General features: G+C 37.7%; 22 protein-coding genes, 4 pseudogenes and 1 riboswitch. Of the genes and pseudogenes, 1 reads left to right on the top strand and 25 read right to left on the bottom strand.

The window, feature by feature from the left end; translation table 11 throughout:
- Positions 1-62 precede the first annotated feature (62 nt).
- The 10 genes and pseudogenes from ACWODM_RS10975 to ACWODM_RS10930 all read right to left on the bottom strand — a co-directional run.
- Entirely contained in the window at positions 63-938 is an 876-nt protein-coding gene (locus ACWODM_RS10975) for a viral A-type inclusion protein (protein WP_455321416.1), read from the bottom strand.
- 184 nt (positions 939-1122) lie between these two features.
- The gene (locus tag ACWODM_RS10970; protein ID WP_455321415.1) at positions 1123-1887 is read right to left on the bottom strand and encodes an SDR family oxidoreductase; all 765 of its coding nucleotides are present in this window, start codon (positions 1885-1887) and stop codon (positions 1123-1125) included.
- Positions 1888-1892: 5 nt separating this feature from the next.
- On the bottom strand, positions 1893-2849 hold the full coding sequence (locus ACWODM_RS10965) for an ABC transporter substrate-binding protein (protein WP_455321414.1): 957 nt from the start codon (positions 2847-2849) through the stop codon (positions 1893-1895).
- Positions 2836-3597 (bottom strand): ABC transporter permease, encoded by a 762-nt coding sequence (locus ACWODM_RS10960; RefSeq protein ID WP_455321413.1) that lies wholly within the window; start codon positions 3595-3597, stop codon positions 2836-2838. The genes ACWODM_RS10965 and ACWODM_RS10960 overlap by 14 nt, the downstream gene beginning before the upstream one ends.
- Positions 3590-4333, bottom strand: coding sequence for an ABC transporter ATP-binding protein (locus ACWODM_RS10955; protein WP_455321412.1), 744 nt, complete (start codon positions 4331-4333; stop codon positions 3590-3592). The genes ACWODM_RS10960 and ACWODM_RS10955 overlap by 8 nt, the downstream gene beginning before the upstream one ends.
- Positions 4334-4345: 12 nt before the next feature.
- Complete coding sequence (locus ACWODM_RS10950; protein ID WP_455321411.1) at positions 4346-5092, bottom strand: acyl-CoA reductase; 747 nt, start codon at positions 5090-5092, stop codon at positions 4346-4348.
- 58 nt (positions 5093-5150) lie between these two features.
- Positions 5151-5627: pseudogene (locus tag ACWODM_RS10945) on the bottom strand (acyl-CoA reductase); the annotation flags it as partial.
- A 127-nt stretch (positions 5628-5754) separates the two neighbouring features.
- Entirely contained in the window at positions 5755-6804 is a 1050-nt protein-coding gene (locus tag ACWODM_RS10940; RefSeq protein ID WP_455321410.1) for a LuxE/PaaK family acyltransferase, read from the bottom strand.
- 80 nt (positions 6805-6884) lie between these two features.
- Positions 6885-6994, bottom strand: a riboswitch (TPP riboswitch).
- Positions 6995-7124: 130 nt separating this feature from the next.
- Positions 7125-7523 (bottom strand): pyridoxal-phosphate dependent enzyme, encoded by a 399-nt coding sequence (locus ACWODM_RS10935; protein WP_455321465.1) that lies wholly within the window; start codon positions 7521-7523, stop codon positions 7125-7127.
- A 50-nt stretch (positions 7524-7573) separates the two neighbouring features.
- Positions 7574-7810 (bottom strand): annotated as a pseudogene (locus ACWODM_RS10930) (transposase); the annotation flags it as partial.
- 399 nt (positions 7811-8209) lie between these two features.
- Between ACWODM_RS10930 and ACWODM_RS10925 the strand changes: the two are divergent.
- Positions 8210-8497: a hypothetical protein gene (locus tag ACWODM_RS10925; protein ID WP_455321409.1), complete on the top strand. Its 288-nt coding sequence runs from the start codon at positions 8210-8212 to the stop codon at positions 8495-8497.
- 170 nt (positions 8498-8667) lie between these two features.
- Here ACWODM_RS10925 and ACWODM_RS10920 read toward each other — a convergent pair whose 3' ends face one another.
- From ACWODM_RS10920 to ACWODM_RS10850, 15 genes and pseudogenes are all read right to left on the bottom strand, one after another.
- Complete coding sequence (locus tag ACWODM_RS10920; protein ID WP_455321408.1) at positions 8668-8901, bottom strand: heavy-metal-associated domain-containing protein; 234 nt, start codon at positions 8899-8901, stop codon at positions 8668-8670.
- A gap of 62 nt (positions 8902-8963) precedes the next feature.
- Entirely contained in the window at positions 8964-10811 is a 1848-nt protein-coding gene (locus tag ACWODM_RS10915) for a heavy metal translocating P-type ATPase (protein ID WP_455321464.1), read from the bottom strand.
- A gap of 51 nt (positions 10812-10862) precedes the next feature.
- Positions 10863-11165 (bottom strand): iron-sulfur cluster repair di-iron protein, ric, encoded by a 303-nt coding sequence (locus tag ACWODM_RS10910; protein WP_455321407.1) that lies wholly within the window; start codon positions 11163-11165, stop codon positions 10863-10865.
- A 186-nt stretch (positions 11166-11351) separates the two neighbouring features.
- Positions 11352-12101, bottom strand: coding sequence for a Crp/Fnr family transcriptional regulator (locus ACWODM_RS10905; protein WP_455321406.1), 750 nt, complete (start codon positions 12099-12101; stop codon positions 11352-11354).
- A gap of 220 nt (positions 12102-12321) precedes the next feature.
- Positions 12322-12534 (bottom strand): AAA family ATPase, encoded by a 213-nt coding sequence (locus ACWODM_RS10900; RefSeq protein WP_016174968.1) that lies wholly within the window; start codon positions 12532-12534, stop codon positions 12322-12324.
- Entirely contained in the window at positions 12524-13312 is a 789-nt protein-coding gene (gene pezT, locus ACWODM_RS10895) for a type II toxin-antitoxin system toxin PezT (protein ID WP_455321405.1), read from the bottom strand. The genes ACWODM_RS10900 and pezT overlap by 11 nt, the downstream gene beginning before the upstream one ends.
- Positions 13312-13788 carry a type II toxin-antitoxin system antitoxin PezA gene (gene pezA / locus ACWODM_RS10890; RefSeq protein WP_455321404.1) on the bottom strand — a complete coding sequence of 159 codons (477 nt, stop codon included), beginning with the start codon at positions 13786-13788 and terminating at the stop codon, positions 13312-13314. The genes pezT and pezA overlap by 1 nt, the downstream gene beginning before the upstream one ends.
- Positions 13789-13857: 69 nt before the next feature.
- Positions 13858-14088 (bottom strand): hypothetical protein, encoded by a 231-nt coding sequence (locus ACWODM_RS10885; RefSeq protein WP_455321403.1) that lies wholly within the window; start codon positions 14086-14088, stop codon positions 13858-13860.
- Between the two features lie 120 nt (positions 14089-14208).
- Complete coding sequence (locus tag ACWODM_RS10880) at positions 14209-15375, bottom strand: PDDEXK-like family protein (protein ID WP_455321402.1); 1167 nt, start codon at positions 15373-15375, stop codon at positions 14209-14211.
- Positions 15376-15622: 247 nt separating this feature from the next.
- Positions 15623-16603: a hypothetical protein gene (locus ACWODM_RS10875; RefSeq protein WP_455321401.1), complete on the bottom strand. Its 981-nt coding sequence runs from the start codon at positions 16601-16603 to the stop codon at positions 15623-15625.
- A gap of 13 nt (positions 16604-16616) precedes the next feature.
- Positions 16617-17027 carry a DUF6508 domain-containing protein gene (locus ACWODM_RS10870; protein ID WP_455321400.1) on the bottom strand — a complete coding sequence of 137 codons (411 nt, stop codon included), beginning with the start codon at positions 17025-17027 and terminating at the stop codon, positions 16617-16619.
- A 1-nt stretch (position 17028) separates the two neighbouring features.
- A complete protein-coding gene (locus ACWODM_RS10865; protein WP_455321399.1) occupies positions 17029-17697 on the bottom strand; it encodes a hypothetical protein in 669 nt (222 codons plus the stop codon).
- Between the two features lie 15 nt (positions 17698-17712).
- Positions 17713-17937: pseudogene (locus ACWODM_RS10860) on the bottom strand (helix-turn-helix domain-containing protein).
- 53 nt (positions 17938-17990) lie between these two features.
- Entirely contained in the window at positions 17991-18251 is a 261-nt protein-coding gene (locus ACWODM_RS10855; RefSeq protein WP_455321398.1) for a hypothetical protein, read from the bottom strand.
- A 162-nt stretch (positions 18252-18413) separates the two neighbouring features.
- A pseudogene (locus tag ACWODM_RS10850) lies at positions 18414-18534 on the bottom strand (IS3 family transposase); the annotation flags it as partial.

The following is an 18534-nucleotide window of genomic DNA, read 5'->3' as shown; positions in this document are numbered from 1 at the left end:
GCTCTACAGTATCGATATTTTCAGATGTTTCCTAAAATTCTTCTACTGTATTTTTTTCTTCCTCATTCATCCGCAGTCTCTCCTTTCGTTGGATACAAGTACCCATTTAGAAAGTCTTGTATTTGTTCGCTCATTTGAGTTGCACCGCCAAAATAACGATCGATCAAACGATATTCCTTGGTCACGACTGCACGTTTTAAACGTGTTTCCTCGTACCTTTGCATCAGCTCATCTTTTTTTCGGTTGGTAGATTCCTTGCTCTCAACAAACGGCAACCATGTTTGTTTTTTCTCCTGTAAGAGCTTCTCGCGGCGCTCAAGTTCTTCCATCTCTTCATCCGCTTTTCCTCGATTGAAAAATCCTTTGTTGTTTTGAATCGCTGTTTTTTGATTCTCCACTTCTTTTAACTGTCGAGAAATCGTCTCTAGCTCTGTTTTTGCAGCGATAAACTTAGCGTCCAACTGATCGATCTCTTGTTCGATGTTTTCTAAAATCTCTCGATTGTCAGGATGATAATATTGCCATTCCTTATCGATGTATGGGAGTACAAAAATTTCCGGAATACTAGCATCGAAGCCAATCGTAGGTCTCTCGCGATAGTAACTACCTATTTTATAGTGATGAATGGTCGGCGAAATTTTTTCCACATGTTCCATAAAAGGAAACCTTGCCACAAAATTATCATGAAGTTTTCTCGACAGCAAATCATCAATCTCATGATTTTGATTCGATGTTTGTTTTAGCTCTTTGTGTAGTCTTCCTTTGTAAATTCGATAAATTTCAGGAATATTTTCCATCTCGATGGCATCTTCAAAATCCTGAAGGTCTTTTAACATGGAAGTGATATTCTTCGAAGCAACTTCTTTGATCTCATCAAAATCTATAGCCAAATTAGAAGTTTCTTCATGCAGTTTTTCTTGCTCTAATTCCTCTGACATAACAATCCCCCTCTAACTTTCTCTTCTATAGTTTATCATCTTTAACAAAAAAAAGTAGCTTTGACCTCTCTATTTTTATGACTTTTGAAAAATTGTTTAATTTTTTCGAAAGATATCATTAAAAGCCTTTGTAACAAGCTGATGTAACTTAGCAAGTCAAAGGCTTCAAGCATTCTTTTTTCTTTTATTTCATAACCAAGCCACCATCGACATATAGTGTTTGTCCTGTCATAAAACGACTCCAGTTAGAGGCTAAAAATAAAACTGGTCCCACGATATCTTCCGGGACAGCGATCCGCCCTAGAGGGGTAGCATCACTCAGGGTCTCTTTTAAAGCTTCTTTTGTGTGCTTGGTAGCTTCAGTTGGATAAACCAGTCCAGGGGCTACAGCATTCATTCGGATACCAAGACTACCTAAATCTTTAGCCATACTGCGGGTGTATCCTATAATTGCTGCTTTAGCAGTTGTATAATCTTGATAAGGTACCACCGGATGCGCGACTAGGTTAGAGCTGATATTGATGATACTTCCTGAACCAAATGCTGTCATCGAAGGCAAAACCTGTTGTACCAATAGATGAGCTGCCTTCAATCCGCCATTCAATTGTCTTTCATAGTCTTCCCAATCCATCTCCCAAGCTTTTTTGCGATTTTCAGCATCGAAAAGATAGGGAGCAAAGACGTTATTGACGAGAATATCCACGCGACCAAAAGCTAGCAATGTTTCCTCGACCAAATGTTTGACACCTTCTTTAGTTGTTACATCTGCTTGAATCATGATTGCTTGGCCACCTAATTTTTCACAGTCGCTTATCACCTCTTGGGCTGACTGCTCGCTTTGATGGTAATTGACAACTACAAACGCTCCTTGAGCAGCGAAACCTTTTGCTAGAGCAGCACCTATTCCGCGACTTGAGCCACTAACGATGACGACTTTTCCTTCTAGCATCCTTTTCACTCCTTGATATCCTCGATATAGTTTGTCATTTCTAGTCGTTCAGGTATCAATCCTAGCTCGAAATACGCATCAGCACCTGCTTGGATCATTTCAATATCCATGACACCCAATTCTCCATTTTGGTCTAAACTTGCTGCATTTCTCAAATCAATGATTTCACGATTGATCTCCGTTTCACGTCCATCGATCGCCAGATTTCCTGCTAGTTCAGCCGCCTGTTCCGGATCATCCAGCATCCATTGCGCACTTTTCTCATAGGCAGCGACAAAATCACGTAAGACTTCTGCATTTTCTTCAAATGTCGAACGCTTTACAACAAAGAAATCACTGGGGATATTCAATGAATCGCGGACTTCAAAAATACGTGCGTCCGTCAAGCCAGCTCTTCTGGCAGGTACCAAAGCGGTATCTGTTGCCGCTGTTGCATCGACCTCTCCCTGCAATAAGGGAGCAAAATTAGAGATTCCAACTTCCAACAGTTGGACATCCTCTTCAGACAATCCTGCCTGATACAATAAAACCAATAAATTTTGATAGGTTCCACTTGCCCGGCTGTAAATACCAATCGTTTTTTCCTTTAGATCAGCTGGCGTCTGGATATCAGGATCTGTTGTCACCACGTTAAAGACGTTCTGAGGATAAACAGTATATAAAATGACCAGATCTTCCCCTTGGGCAAGGGCACTATAGACGGCTCCAGGATCCGTGAAGGCAATGTCTGCTTGTCCCGTTAGCATATTTTTTAACGCGTCCTGTCCGCCATTTCCAGGGATGACGGTTAGATCGATCCCTTGTTCGTTAAAAAAGCCATGCTCTTCTTCTGCCAAGATACTTGTCTGTTCAACGATCAGCTGACTCCAGTTCGCGAGTGTAAATGAAGTCGTTTTTTCTTCACTGCAGGCACTCAAGAAAACCATTCCTAAAAAAAGCAATACCATTTTAATTTTTCTCATCTTTTTTCTCCTTACTGTACCATAATCTTTGTTCCAACAAATTTACTAAAGCATAAAAAATCAGTCCTATAATTGCTAAGAGAACGAGGACGACGAACATCAGGGTCGTATCCATCATGCCTTGGGAGGCAATGATCAATGCCCCCAGTCCTTTGTGAGCCCCGATAAATTCACCAACTAGCGCTCCTACAAGCGACATGACGACCGCTACTCGAAAGCCTTGGATGATCGTAGGCAATCCAGCAGGCAGCTTCAAGTACCACAAGGTTTGCCAACGACTCGCTTGCATCAGACGAAACAAAGTCAATTGCTCTGTACTGACCTGCTGAATCGCGCTGGCAGTTGCTTCAAGTAGTGGAAAGAAACAAATCAAGGTCGTTATAACAACTTTTGAAGTGATCCCATAACCAAACCACAGCATAAACAAAGGAGCTAAAGCAATTTTCGGAATCGCTTGAGAAATCACGATATACAAGGAAAACACTTGTCTTAGAAAAGCCGATTCACCAATCACGATCCCCAGTAAGCCACCTAGAACTACACCAATCAGTAATCCTAACAGAATTTCAGTCAGCGTCGTCAACAAATGTGGAAGAAAATAACCACTGATGATTCCTTGCCACAACAAAGAAAAAACAGCTGTGGGTTGCGGTAAAATCAGATCCGATACTTGACGTGCGCTCCATTCCCAGCCAATCAATAGCACCACACCAATCAAAAGAGAAAGAAACCAGGCTTTTTTACGCATCTCCCACCTCCAAAGACTGTCGAATACTCATACAGAAATCTCTATATTCCTGTGAGTCCCGACGATTAGTCGTCGACTTTTTCCAAGAAGGAGTCGCTTTTTTCGAAACAAATTGGCCTTGACTCATGACACCTATCTGATCTGCCAAAAAAGCAGCTTCATTCACATCATGAGTAACAAAAAGCATAGCGATCTTTTTTCTTTGATTCAATTTCAATAATTCGTTTTGCAGCTCCTCTCTTGTCATAAAATCCAATGCTGCAAAGGGTTCATCTAAAAAAAGCAAGGTTGGCTTTGTGATCAATGCTCTAGCGATCGCGACTCGGCTTTTTTGTCCACCTGACAGCGTAGCCGGCAAGCGATCATCAAAATCAGCTATTTGAAGCAGCTCCAATAATGAATCAGCATAGTCATGATCGGCCTGTGTCACCGATCTTTTCAGACGAATCGGCAGTAACACATTTTCTCGTACCGTTTTCCAGGGAAGCAACGTTGCCTCTTGAAAAACAAAACCGATCTCATTTGAAGGTTCTGTGACAGACTTTCCTCGATGATAAACCGTTCCCTGTGTGGCTTTCTTCAAACCAGCTGCCAGCTGCAACAAAGTTGTTTTGCCACTACCACTTCGACCTAGCCAGCAGTGAATCTCTCCTGCTGGAAGTTGCCAGTCGATCGCTTTTAGCGCAAATTGCTCTTTATCATATTGATAAAAAATTTCTTCTAACTTCAATTCCAATTTTTTGCACCTCTAATCTGTATACGTATTGAAGAATTCAGAGGACTCAATGACGGACGGATCAATATCAACCATCCTCACTAACTCTCGTAAAAGTGAATAGCCATCTTGGTGCCAGCCTGCATGGAGCTGCATCATCTTATCTAGACTGGTGATTCTTGTGATTCCCAGTTCTCCCCATTTTTCAGCGATCGCAAACAACTCCTTTGTCGGCGCAGCCAAGCCCACTGTCTGAAGGATTTCATATTTTTCTCGAATGACCTCCGTCAGTCTCTCCCAGTTCTCGATAGCAATGACCTGTACGACTCGTGATAAGGGTGTTGGTTCTAACGACATATTTTTACTGTAAGCTACCAGCCATGAATGATCCTCTGCGGAAAACAAGTCCCAGCTTTCGTCCCATATTTTGGATTCGTACCAGCTAGAACGAGCATGCGCTTCTTCTAATGATAGATTTTTAAGTGGATATCTCTCCTGATAGACCTGTAATTTTCTAGCCAATAGAACCGCCCATTCACGAGGAGACGTTTTGCCACCTTTTTCTACAAAAAAGATCTGTGGCGAGAAGCAACCTTGCTGATCATAATAAATCACCGATTTTGCCGCTTGTTTTGCCAACTGCTCATCCTTTTCTCGATCCAATACTTGATGATGAAGATAACCAAAACTCAATTTGTTGCCAAAACCGATAAAATGCGTGTTTGCTCCGATCTGTTGTTGCAGTTTCGAAAGTGTCCGATTGTTGCCATAACCTATCACTGCTTCCGCTTCTGATAGCAATGCTTGTTCGCGAGCTGTATCTCCCCCCCGTCCATGAAACGATCATCATTTGATTTGCTAGTCTAGGTTCAACTTCAGCGAGCAACTGACAAAACAGACCAATAAAAAATGGTTCACTGCTGGATACTTTACCGATCATCTTTCCTTTAACCAGTAAGCTACCGATCAAACTCCAAAGTGGCAAAGCCGGAACATTGCCTGCCCAAATATGCGCAGAAAGTCTCGGTCCGACAGCTTTTGTATAGCCTCCATGAGCACTTGCTGAAAATGAATCCAATATCTGTGGATTTTCGAAATTGACGGTCAACCAACGCCACAACTCATGTTCACGAAAGGTCTTCAAAGAATGAGATAATCCTAAGCGGATGACCTCTTTATCATAGTCAGTAATTTGGGGTAATACTCTTTCCAGTCTAGAGCGCAACGGATGACTGCGCTCTAGCAATAAATCGATCGTTTTAGAGATCGCTGACACAATCTCTGAAAGTGTTAGCTCATTCTCGATCCTCTTCATTCGTTGAGCAAGCATTTTTAGTTGCTTTTCATCAGGACTTGGCAAAGAGACTGACAATTCTTCAAAATTGATTCTTCGCATTTTAATGTCCAGATCTTTTGCAAAAGGCGGTAAATAGCCGCCATACTCAATTCGTGTCATTTTGATATTCCTCCAACCATTGTTGCGCAGACAATGAGCATCCTTTCGGTTCAGCACTGGTTTGTCGGCCTAGCAGTTCAAAACCATTATCTCTTTCGATTGCTAGGTCTCCTGTTTGTACAGCTGGAACCGAGTTGATATTTGCCAGATCAATATGTACCAACAGACCGGCTTCACCTTTAGGAACCTCTTGTCCAGTCACTGGATCAATAATCTTGAAACGGACCCAATGCGGTGCACGCTTGATACTATTTTCCTGTAGATCAACAACTGTATAATATTGTGAGGAAAGCTCCGTCATGCCGTACATATTTACGGGTTTAGTTTTTATTTTAAAAATGTCGATTACTTTCTCATAAAACTCTTTTTCAGAATACGCTCTTGAAAAATTTTTAAATCCACCTGTATCAAAAATCAAACTTTCTTCGTGAAGCTCCAGTGATTGGCCGGTTTCTTCCAAAGCTTCAAACAAATGAACGTAATTGTAACTTGCTCCTAAAATCATGACAGGTGTTCCTTGATGTGTTTTGACCCAGTGAATGAATTTTTCTAATTCTAAGCCTTTTTTTGAAACAAAATGTGCTGATTCACTGTGAGCTTCTTCTTTCAGCAATGTTAAATAATGTGCCAACGAGGAATTAGGCATCTCTAATTCATGAGGAAACAAGATTGCCATGGGCAACTTTTGTTTGCTGACAAATTGTTCAAACCCTCGTATTACCGAAAGATCGTACGTCTCTAAGTTTTGATGGTAGTGTTTCCCTTTATTTCCGGTAGTTGTTCCGCTGGTCATAAAAACATGCCGACATTCCTTTTCCGGAGCAACGCTCAAAAAAGCTGTTTTAAACGCTTCGGTAGAAACACTTGGTATCTCCTTCCAATGCTGGATCTGTCTTACACCAATTCCCTTTCGTCGACAAAATTGCTGGTAGGCCGGATTGTTTCGGTAAAGATATTCGAACAGCTGTAGCGCCAAATCATTGAAACCTTTTTCATTTTCCGATTGACTAATAAATTTTTGAATTTCTTTTTCCATTTTCTCCTCCTTGAATAAAACAACAAAAAACACCCTAGGACTCAGCCTAGGGTGCATATACGCAGATTATTCATCATCGTTCACAGTCGTTATATGTTCCCTACGCTAGTATCAACTAGATCAGGTTCTAAGGGTCTACATCTTACGGATGATATCTCAACCAGCGCTACTGGTCCCCCTACAATAATTGCTATTTAGTTTTAGTGATTGCTTACCGAAAGAATAAGTTACTTTGTTTTAATTGTCAAGAACAAGTTCAAAAGAAAGAAATGATTGAGTCCTCTTCCCAATACACTCAGCCAATTCTTCATAGCCATTCCTTAAAATAAATCTGTGCTTAAATATTTTAGACCACTATCATTTAATGTTAAAACAATATTTTTCCCTTTTTCTTTTCCTCTCAATAGTTGAATGGCCGCTGCTACATTTGCACCTGAAGAAAAACCAACAAAGGTTCCTTCCAATCTTGCCAAATCACGTGTTGTTTGAATGACTTCTTCATCAGTTACTTGTAAATAACCATCTACTAATTCTGGCTGAATGTTCGTCAAATCCATCGCATAACCACATCCTTGAACTTTGTGACGACCATTTTTAGCTAACGGCTTTTTAGCATAGACTGCTGCTGTTTCAGGTTCCACTAAATAGCAAGTAATTTCCGGATCATGTGCTTTGAATGTTTCTGCACACCCTCTAAATGTACCGCCACTTCCGACAATATCAACAAAACAATCAAACTGACCCTCTGTCTGTTCAATAATCTCAACTGCTCAAGTTGTTGGTTTCGTTTGCGTAAGGCTATAAGCTCTTTTTCCGCTGGAGTAAGATTATCGGCTTCTTTGAATGAACCTGTCTTTTTTGCCTGACGGACCCATTTGTCAAAGGACGATGGTGTTAGTTCATATTCTCTGATGATGTCGGCTCTTGGTTTCCCCGAATTTAATAAGTCGACCATTTGTTGTTTAAATTCTTGCGTGTAGGTTCTGCGTTCTCTTCTTTGCGACATGAAATGATTCCTCCAGTGTGTTTTCTTATAGTTTACACACCTTATCTTTTCTGTCTAGTTTATTGTAGCCTATCCACAGAAACCCTGTAGTAATCTTTTACCACTTTATTCCTTATTTTGTCACCTTCTGAATCAAAGTAACCATACTTGTAAAACAGCTTGAAATTAAGGAATTCTAAGAGTTTTTCTTTTGTAGCAATGTAACAGTCTCGACATGTGTTGAGAAACCCACATAGCTGTCAAAAATTAGAAGGCTGAATATTTTTATTAGACATTCCCTTTGAGGAAACAAATCCAAGATTGAACCTTGTATGTAGGAACATATCAGTCAATGTATGTATTCATTACATAATACCTTTGATCAACTGCTTAAGTGATGAAAAGCATGGGAGCGAATGGATGTTAAAAGCCAAAAATAGCATTACAAAGAAGGATATCAAAATTCTTTGGCGTATGTATGGTCGAACAATTGAGTTCCTTGGCGTGCGTGCTGAACGGCGCTTTAGTATCAACTTCACTTTGATTTTCTTGGCAATATTTAAAGGCCGCCCTTTTGTAAGTTTAGGCATTTTATGCCCAAACTTATCTTACAAAAGTTTGGCCGTAACTAGATCTATACGGATATTCACAGACTTTTACAAAACTAAATCTCAATTGCATTTCATAGAAGCTGTAAGTAGTATATAATCATTTCGTAAAAAATAACACAGAAAACATTGTTTGCGCACGTACCTTCGTCCTAATTTACTCTGCTCTAAATGGCGAAATGGAACTAAGTATTAAAGTACATTATCAACAAAATTATAAAGATGACCATTCAACGACTTCTACTATACAGACTTAACTGATTCACCACTTTAAATTTTTTTTACTTGGGATTTTAGTACTTCATATCCTAATTTATCAATAGCATTTTCAATATCCTCTATAGATACTTTTTCATCGTCAAATTCTGCTCTTACCTTGCTTGAATTAAATAGTACCTTTACGCTCTCTTTATTTACCCCTTCTAAGGATTTCACACCGTTTTCTATTTTTTGCATACAAGATGGACAAGTTAATGTTTCTAATTGAATCGTTGCTTTTTGCATATTTCATTTCTCCTTTGATATATTTATCTATTTTAAATTGATTTAGATTAAGAATTTTATTTTCATAATTTATAGCGAAGAAGTCTCATAGCATTTAGAATGACTACTAATATACTCGCTTCGTGTACTAACATACCGATTGACATGTTCATCCACTCACTAAAGAATACGCTGGCAAGCAGGACTAGTACAACTCCTACTGCAATAATTATATTTTGAAGCATGTTATTAGCTGTTGCTTTTGTTAAACCTAGTGCATGTGGCAAGCGGCTGAAATCCGAGTTCATTAAGACAACATCTGAAGTTTCAATGGCTACATCTGTTCCACTTCCCATAGCAATTCCTATTTGTGCTAGAGCTAGTGAAGGACTATCATTTACGCCGTCCCCGACAAATGCAACAATTTGACCTTTTTCTTGCAGTGTTTTAATATATGCTGATTTATCTTCCGGCAACATATGCCCGTGGGCCTCTGTAAGTCCTAGTTCATGTGCCACTAAATCAACTGTTCCTTGGTTATCACCTGAAAGAACAACTAGATTATTAACACCAAGTTTTTTTAGCTTTTGAAGATCTTCTTTTACACCTGAACGGATTTGGTCACGAATACCCATCAATGCTTTTAATTCACCATCAACGGATGTTAAAACAAGTGAATTTCCATTCTTCTCAAATCTAGTAATATCTCCACGAGCTTTTTCACTTAAAGTAACATTTTCTTGCTCCATCAATGCGACATTCCCGACAGCAACTCTATGACCTTCTATATGAGCTACAATTCCTCCGCCTTTTACAACCTCCGTTTTTTCAACTGTATATGCTTTTATATCTCCAATATATTCCACAACTGCTTTTGCTAATGGATGATCGGATTCCTTTTCAACACTTGACAGATAAGCTAACACTTCCTCTACATTATCTGCATAAATTTCTTTATCAGCTACTTTAGGATTTCCTATTGTTAATGTTCCAGTTTTGTCAAATACCATGGTATCTAGTCTGCTAAAGTCACTAATTACCTCGCTACCTTTTAGAAGAACACCATGACGTGCTCCATTACCAATACCTGCAACATTTGAAACGGGGACACCGATTACCAATGCTCCTGGGCATCCTAAAACTAATATCGTAATTGCCAATTGAATATCCCTTGAAATGAGCCATACAATAAAAGAGAGAACTAAAACAGCCGGTGTATAGTATTTAGAGAATCTATCAATAAAGCGTTCTGCCTCTGATTTTGAATCCTGTGCTTCTTCCACTAACTCAATGATTTTACCAAAAGTAGAGTCTTCACCTACACGGTCAGCAGTGATTTGCAGTGTTCCATTTTCTAAAATTGTTCCGGCATATACTCCTGAATCTTTCTTTTTGCTTACTGGAACTGCTTCACCTGTAATACTTGCTTCATTAATGTGCCCTTCTCCTGTTAACACTGTACCATCAACTGGAATTTTTGCACCCGTTTTAACAAGTAAAATATCACCGACATCAACCTCTTCTATTTCGACTTCTTCAAATTCACCATTTTTCAGTTTCTTTAGAGCAACTTCTGGCGCCATTTCAGTTAATTCTTTTATTGCAGAACGTGTTTTATTCAGTGTTCTTTGTTCTAAATAAGCTCCAAACAGAAATAAGAACGTAACAATTGCCGATTCCTCAAAGTTTTTAATTATAAACGCTCCGATAACTGCAATAGTAACTAAAACATCGATACTGACAACTTTGACCTTCAATGCTTGATACGCTTGGATAGCAATCGGTATAACGCCTAAAACGGAGGCAATGATTAGTGACAATATAGCTATAGGTTCGTTTTGAAATCCTAATTTACTAACATATGCAATTATTATTAAAATTGCACTTACTATGGTAATATGATTCTTTTTTCTTAAAATGAATTTTTGCATATACATACTCCTTCCTATTATGATTTTTATTAATTGTATCACTTGTTTCTTTTATGATTCATATGCTTTATCTAATTCTGCCAACAGGTTATATACTGCTTCATAACTTTCACAAACATCATCTGGAACTGTATAATTGTCTGTAATTTTACGTAACTTTGCAAATTCATCTACTAAATCAGGTTTTCCACTTCCTGTATCTTTTAATTTTTTTTCAAGCTTATCATATACTTCACGAACTTGGTGAAATTCTGGATGATTGCCGCCATGAACTCTTGCTACAATTGGTACATACTGTGCCAATGTTTTTAAATGTGTTTCCTTGACTTGATTAAAATCTAATTTTTTCGACATGCTTTTTCCTTCTTTCTTTTTTCTTTGGGTTGATTACATTATATAAGGGATTAAAAGATATTAAATTGACCTAAATCAAGTTTATGCATTTTTGCGTAAATATTTGCGTTTTTTGCCTAAAAATATAAAACAGTTGAAGTTTTGAAGTGACTCCAACTGTTTTATATTTCATTTTATGACTATCATTTATACTAACAACAAACCATCTAAATCCAAAATCTCAATCTTTCTAATTGCTTTTTGTTTTATATAACCTTCATTCTCAAAATCAGCCAACTTTCTACTTACCGTTTCAGGTGTAGTTCCTAAGTAAGAAGCTAAATCCTTTCTATTCATTGGCAATTCAATTTCCATTGAACCCTCACCATCATCCATACATTCTGCAAGAAACAGCGCTAATCTAGCATCCACCTTTTCTGTAGTGAATCTGGTTGTTTGTTTTTCTGATGTTTCCAATCGGTTAGAAAATTCTGATAAGAACTTCAAAGATATCGTAGGGTACTTTAATAAAAATTCTTGTAAATCATTTTTACTAATCATACACACATCGGTATTGCTCATTGCTTCTGCATACGCTTCATGGATTGATTCACGAAACAAAGCTAGTTCTCCAGTAAAATCTCCAGGATTTAAAATTCTCAATAATTGTTCTTTTCCAGACTCAGATAAACGGTAGATTCTAATTTTACCCTTACTTACAACATATAAGGCATTGGATGTATCTCCCTCCCGATAAACCACTTGACCCTTTTTATATGAAATTGACTTCATCACTTTCATAATTTCATCCATCTGCTCTTCTTCTAAATGATTAAAGATTGGAACGACACTGATACATGAAGCTTGTGAATCTGATTTATCTCTGTGATGATGAGTGTGAGAGGAAGTATTACACCCATTTTTTCTTATATCTTGTTTGGAATCCTTTTTCGACATTTAGATACTCCTTTCATAACTTCTTGTGGACTTGTTTATTTATTTCCAAGTATATAATCAAAACAAGTCGTAGAATAATCAAGTGTACGAAACTTACCGTTCTTCTTTAATAAACTTTCTATTAAATTTGCTATCTCTGCAAGTTTTTCATCTGTACTCATATTATTGAATGATGCTTGTCGGTTTGATATCTCAATAAACTTTTGATTGATTGAATCATCTATATCAACAGTTTACTAATATCATGTTTATGATAATCTGATTTAATAAAACCTTTATTTCTGATACTTCTATCTAACAAATATCTTATTGCAAATAAAAGATTTGTTTTTCCCGAATCGTTCATCCCGAATATCACATTTTTATTTGATAAGTCAATTTCAATAGAACTAAAATTACGAAAGTTTTCAATTACTAACTTTTTAAATTCCATAGTTACTCTCCAGCAAATTCTTATTATTCAGTTTAACTAACCGTTCCCGACCTAACTTCAACATCTCCTCCTCGACCTTACTCCATTCTCCGAAGAGGCAGTCTTGAAGAACTTCTGCTGCGGAATCTTTATCAGTTTCAGAATCATAGATACAAGCCCTATCTCTTTGGTAAATTTGAATTTGTTCAAAGAGTTTCTCACTTTCTAACTCCCTCAAGTTATCAACCAAGTTCTCAACAATCCCATCGTGGTGTTCTTTTGGTGTTGCTCTGGCCTGATTGGGATCGATGGCATAAAGTTCTTCGTAACGAATCAAGGTGCTGAGATAAGAAAGCTCTGGTTTGGTACCAATTACAGCTAAAGAAACTTGGTAACCTTTAGAAGCTAATAATTGAGCAGTCTGACGAGGAACTTGAGTGGTACGCAAAGTCCCTTCAATCAGCAAATGATAGCCTTGCGTGCTGAGTTCATCAACCAACTGTTCTACCATTTTTCCTGCAAATCCCTTGGTATAGTCCACGCTGTCCTTGCCATACTTTTCTTGCAGGGCTAAGTAATTGGGATGCTGAGAACGGTAGCTGTCACCATCGATGATAATGATATTACCTTGAAATTCCTTCTGCTTGATACGATGTATCGTTGTCTTATCTGCCCCGCTTTGTCCACCAAGCAAGATAGCTTTCGGTTGACCTGGAATCGTCTTTCCTCGGGTTAAGGCCCGAATGGTTCGCTGCAAGGCCTTCTGAAACTCTTCCTCACTAAATTCTTCCAATCTCATTAAGCCACCACCCGATGATGCACCATGTCTAACATTCGCTCTATACCGTCTAAATAGCCATTGTAACGCTCAATTTCATCTAAGGTGTCAACTAAATAAATTTGCGTATTGATTAATTCAGCCAAATCATCACTCATGAGAATCCAAGGGTTGGCTTCATCATCAAAAGCAATATCCTGACTATCTTGATATCGATAGAGCTGCGATAAAATGGCTGCTCCACGTTCTTTTATCACTTCTACTTTTAAAGTCAATTGATAATCTTCAACAGGTGTTAACATCTTGTCCTCCCCTACAATATCGATATAAGAGACATTAAATTTCTGACAAATACGGTCGATAAGCTCTGTTGAAACCGTACTGGTCCCATTTTCATAACGACTCAGGCTATTGCGTGAAATCCCGACCATTTTCGCAAATTCTGGTTGTGTTAAATCGTGTGTATGGCGTAGTGATTTGATATTGTCTCCAATCATAGATAAAGACCTCCTCATATTTAATTTCATTATACCATAAAAAACGGATAACGCACCAAATATGGTGCGTTATCCGTTTTTAGGTTTCTTCGATTGCTTAAACTGCTCTATTCGCTTCTCAAACTGCTCAGTATTCAGTTTATTTTTCGCTTCCTGGATTGACTTATCAAGACTTTGTTCCTCATCGGTTATAACGCTTTGAGATATTTCAACTCTCCTATCAGGCTTGAAATCTGGATCAAAAAACACATCTAGGAGTTTCTCTACTTTAGTTAGTTCAATATCTGACATCTCCTTCAACTAAGGCAATAATTCATCTTTACAAGCATAATCTCCCATAGATACCATATCAATCAACAGCTTTTTGAATTGTTGTTCATTCAAATCATATTCCTCCGTTTCCTACCCTCAAACATATTTTTATGACTCAGAATCTATTTCCTTAACCGCAGAAAGCAATTTCTTCTCGTTTTCAAGAGCACTCTTTATTAAGGATTTCGTAGCATTTTTTAAGCTTTCTTCGTAATCATCCTGGGTAAGTTTTGCAGATTTATAGTAAAGTCTTTTATACCGATATTCATCTACCTTCTTTTTGGAGGCTTCAATTAATAGATTGCTCCTCTTAGTTAATTCATCAGTAAGGTTCCACCCACCAAGTTCAAAATGGATGATCAACTTATCCTCATACTTTTCAAACCAATAATAGTAAACCCAGTTTGTACCCCATGAACTATTTGTAGTTTCTAATGCCGGAAGATATTCGTCCATTGCTTTTGTGAAAAACTGCCACTTATTCTCATCCTTAAAAATAATCTGCCCATTATCATTAAGTTCTCTAAGTGTCTCACAGATAATTTCATGCTCTATAGAGTTATTAATATTAACATTTTCAAAAATTAACCGTAGTGCTGTTCTGTGCTTGTTATAAATCTCATTACAAATTCCAATTAACTTCTCATCTTTTTCTTTCATAATGTTCTTCCCCACTATATCAATATAATTCTGTATCACTAGCGAAACCTCATCACGAAGATTTATCCCTTTTATAGAATTTTTTAAGGATTCGATTATTTCCCCATATGAGAATGCTATCCAATTATCTGGGTCACTTGCTTCTCTCCCATAAGGAGTAAGAAATACATACAAAATATTATAATCTTTATACTCTGTTTTACTTTTCTCTAAATAATCATTTAACTGATGAGACGATTCGCTCGACCAAATCTTGTTCTCGATAATAACTGCTGTCTTTTCTTCGCGAGATACAAGAACAATATCCATGTGATTTGATTCCCTATATACTTGATAAGAATAAAAATCCTGCAGTAGCAAATCAAATGCATTATGTTTATTATGGTCACACTTACTAACAACCTTAGTGACAAAAGACTTGATAAAAGAATCCCCCAAACCATGATTCTCATTTGGATCGAAAATCCATGCCAAAATATTACTATGGCGAATTTCCATATTGGTAATTCTTAATACATCAAATAGGTTAAAATCATCAGTCCATTCATCTAATTGTTTTAGACATTCAATGTCTAATAAGAAATCCTTCAATGCCTTCTCTTCATTATTTGTCATTTTATTCCTCCAAATATATCTTTTGCATTATAAAGAAATCGTGCAGCATTGCTTGGTCTTAGATTCCAATATTTAGAAAGCAAATCTTTGATTTTATCTTCTTTTATCTTTGCCTCGAACAAAGCTGCTGCAGCCTTAACAATATTTTCTTCCTATACAATAGTAACCTCTTCATCTATCATTTCCTGTCTTACTGCGCGATTATGAGCCTGAAACTCTTCCAAAAAATTAGCCATGATATCTTCTCCTATATTTTCGTTTGTTTTTTCTTTCCGTAGTTCTTTGGGAAGTAATCCTTTCCAAGCTGCCAGACATACTGGTCGATTTGCTTCAAGTTATATTTATCTAAGCCATAGAAGGCACGGAAATCTATCAGTATACCTTTGAATTTAACATAGTCTTTCAAATCGCCATCTTGAAAATCTGAGAAGTTATCACGATTTCTAAAATACCGAAGTACCTCATCGACGTAACTATCATAAATCGGATAATCTAGTGGATTGTGATGGCTACAATACTTTGAGGCAAAGGAGTAAAAATTCTTCTCTGTATCACCGATAGTTACATATTGGATATCTCTAACCAGGGTAACATCACCGGCCATAAGCCTCACATCAATATCCAGACCGCATATATGCTTGGCCACTGGATAGATTGAGAAAATGTTAGTACTATAAAAATCATTAAGCGTTGAAGCCTTTAATAAAACATCGATAACGTCTGTATTCTTCGGGCATAGCTCAAAGAACAGTTTATTAAGTGCATCCTCTTGCAGGTGGTAGTTCTCAAGGCCGTCCCACTTTGTAAGATAAATCTCAACCTGGTCGACTGATGGATTAGGAACGTCAATGTCCATTTTCTTTTTACGAGTATATGCACGGTAAGCATACTTTTCCTGCGTAGGCGCAGATGGCTCGACAATTCCATCAGAAGCTAAGAATAGGCGGAACCTTCTTAGATGAGACAAGTAACTATTAACAAGTGATTTAGCGTTACCAGTCGAGTTCTCAGAAAGAGCCTTTATTAACTTGTCTTTTGCTGAATTCTCAAAATCATTATTAGTCACTGCATTCCAGAAAATGTCTTTGCTTCTTTTCCTCCAAAGGTAGAAGGTATCCGTGTAAGCAGTATTAATTGTTAATTGTGAAATGTTTTGGCTATGTAGAAAGTTCTTATATAATGCACGCAGCTCATCATACGGTAGAGCTTTCATTTTATTAATATCCAAAGTCAAACCTCCTTTACTCAATACTGTTTAATCTTTCAAGCCACTTCAATATGCAACCACTTTTGAAGAAATCTAATAATGCACCATCGCAAAAGCGTTCTGCTCTAACAGCACCCATAATAAGCGCAAGCACACACTGTGCATTCAAACTTGAAATATCAGCATTCTTCATAGATTCTGAATCCCATTCAAGACCATTTTCTTTGAGAATATCCCCATAGCGGGTAAGCTCCATATCTTTATTGCTTTCTTCAAAGGTATAAACATCGTCAATAAAGTTGCTCACCATTTCGGAATACCGCACACAAGGCATCTGTATTGGATGTTCTGGTGTTCCATCGTTTTCTTTATCAATAACCCATTCTCCAAAACTGTCTGTCTGAATCATAGGTATGTATTTTGTCAAAATATCGAATTTACTCATCCTAATCCTCCTCAGTAACATCAATGCCAAATAGTCTCTGGAACTTATCAAAGTTATAAGGGTAAGAGTTATCGCCATCAAATCTTACCGGTTTATGGCCATTGTTATATTCGAATTCCAACTCCCACTGTGTACCATCAAGTACCATGTATCCGAAACGTTTAGTTGTATAATGTCTTCGCCACTCACCGATATGAAGTTCCTTAAGTGCCCCAATGAAAGTATCCTTTATAAAGGGCTCTTTATTATCATCCAACAATACAAGTGGTTCTACATCTTCCCATAACTTTGTATAGGCTTTAAATTCTTCGGATAGCTCTACAATATAGGTGCTATAACCACCAAAGTAACCACCAATGTTAAAGGTGATCTTGCAGATAGCATTTATGTTCGCATCAAAATCGGCTGCCTTTTCTTCAGACTTTGATAAAGTATATGTTCCGCCAGCCTCAACATAGGCTTGCTTGGCTATATCCAAATATTCACGGCTCCAATAAATGCAGGTATCTTCACTTGGATGAATAATAGTTTTCATGCCATCATACGGTTTTTCCATAGAATTTTTGAGGTGACCTATTTCTTGCTTAAGTCCTCGGATGGCGGTCATTATTTCTTCTTTTGTTTTTCCTTTGAGATACTCTTCATAGTAACTTTTCGGACTAATCATCATATTAGATCCCCTCCTTTATTCGTTAGATATTTTTATTTCATCTCCATCAGGTAAAATAAATACCTGCACAAACTTGACACCTAGCACATTAGCGATGGCTTTCAACTCATCCAAGGTTACCGTTTCTCATTGGAATTTCTTATTGAAATTCTGTGGAGTCTGGCCAATACGTCTAGCAAGTTCCGCAACGCTTATATTCATTTGCTCACATAGTTCTTTAATCATTTCTGCCGTAGTCATACAGCACCTCCAAGTTTACACTAAGAATATTATAAACCATTTCTTCACTATCTCTAATTTCTCTCTTGCTGTTGCTTTTCATGTTTTAGAAATTCTTTAGCTTCACTCAATCTCAAATCCCAGTACTTTTGTAGTAAGGATTTGATTCTCTCTTCATCAACTTCAGCTTCGTAAAGAGCTGCAACAGCCTTCTCAATTCCTATCATTCTTTCTTCAAATGCTGCTTCGTCTAGTCTTGCGTAGTTATCCTCTCTGATATGTTCCAGAATTTCTCTACCAAATCCTGAAAAAGAATCTTTAAATGAACGTACCATGTGAACTCCTCCTATAATCTGAACCCACAACACCTTGAAATGGCAACACTTATTTTGACAAATTTTATAAGGTGTATATAGAATTCTTGCACTTTGTTCCGATTGCCCTTGACAACGAGCCTCCATGGTCATGAATTTCAACGGCAGAAGCTCAACTGGGAATTACGCTGCCTCGCTTTCGCTATCATGACCATGCTCATTGTCAAGGGTTTGCTGCGCCAATCTCTGATAACGGATATGAATGGGTGTCTCGTAGCCAAGTGTACCGTGCAAACGAAGATGA

It is taken from the genome of Enterococcus olivae (assembly GCF_053760925.1).
Note: the sequence above shows the minus strand (reverse complement) of the source record. Positions and strands in the feature narration are given on the sequence as shown.

Coding starts and splice junctions, on each gene's coding strand:
- pezT (WP_455321405.1), bottom strand. CDS start 13,312: ATGAGATTGGAAGAATTTAGTGAGGAAGAGTTTCAGAAGGCCTTGCAG.
- ACWODM_RS10965 (WP_455321414.1), bottom strand. CDS start 2,849: ATGAGAAAAATTAAAATGGTATTGCTTTTTTTAGGAATGGTTTTCTTG.
- ACWODM_RS10925 (WP_455321409.1), top strand. CDS start 8,210: ATGTTAAAAGCCAAAAATAGCATTACAAAGAAGGATATCAAAATTCTT.
- ACWODM_RS10960 (WP_455321413.1), bottom strand. CDS start 3,597: ATGCGTAAAAAAGCCTGGTTTCTTTCTCTTTTGATTGGTGTGGTGCTA.
- ACWODM_RS10910 (WP_455321407.1), bottom strand. CDS start 11,165: ATGTCGAAAAAATTAGATTTTAATCAAGTCAAGGAAACACATTTAAAA.
- ACWODM_RS10880 (WP_455321402.1), bottom strand. CDS start 15,375: ATGACAAATAATGAAGAGAAGGCATTGAAGGATTTCTTATTAGACATT.
- ACWODM_RS10940 (WP_455321410.1), bottom strand. CDS start 6,804: ATGGAAAAAGAAATTCAAAAATTTATTAGTCAATCGGAAAATGAAAAA.
- ACWODM_RS10970 (WP_455321415.1), bottom strand. CDS start 1,887: ATGCTAGAAGGAAAAGTCGTCATCGTTAGTGGCTCAAGTCGCGGAATA.
- pezA (WP_455321404.1), bottom strand. CDS start 13,788: ATGATTGGAGACAATATCAAATCACTACGCCATACACACGATTTAACA.
- ACWODM_RS10975 (WP_455321416.1), bottom strand. CDS start 938: ATGTCAGAGGAATTAGAGCAAGAAAAACTGCATGAAGAAACTTCTAAT.
- ACWODM_RS10900 (WP_016174968.1), bottom strand. CDS start 12,534: ATGGAATTTAAAAAGTTAGTAATTGAAAACTTTCGTAATTTTAGTTCT.
- ACWODM_RS10870 (WP_455321400.1), bottom strand. CDS start 17,027: ATGAGTAAATTCGATATTTTGACAAAATACATACCTATGATTCAGACA.
- ACWODM_RS10905 (WP_455321406.1), bottom strand. CDS start 12,101: ATGTCGAAAAAGGATTCCAAACAAGATATAAGAAAAAATGGGTGTAAT.
- ACWODM_RS10855 (WP_455321398.1), bottom strand. CDS start 18,251: ATGGTACGTTCATTTAAAGATTCTTTTTCAGGATTTGGTAGAGAAATT.
- ACWODM_RS10865 (WP_455321399.1), bottom strand. CDS start 17,697: ATGATGATTAGTCCGAAAAGTTACTATGAAGAGTATCTCAAAGGAAAA.
- ACWODM_RS10920 (WP_455321408.1), bottom strand. CDS start 8,901: ATGCAAAAAGCAACGATTCAATTAGAAACATTAACTTGTCCATCTTGT.
- ACWODM_RS10915 (WP_455321464.1), bottom strand. CDS start 10,811: ATGCAAAAATTCATTTTAAGAAAAAAGAATCATATTACCATAGTAAGT.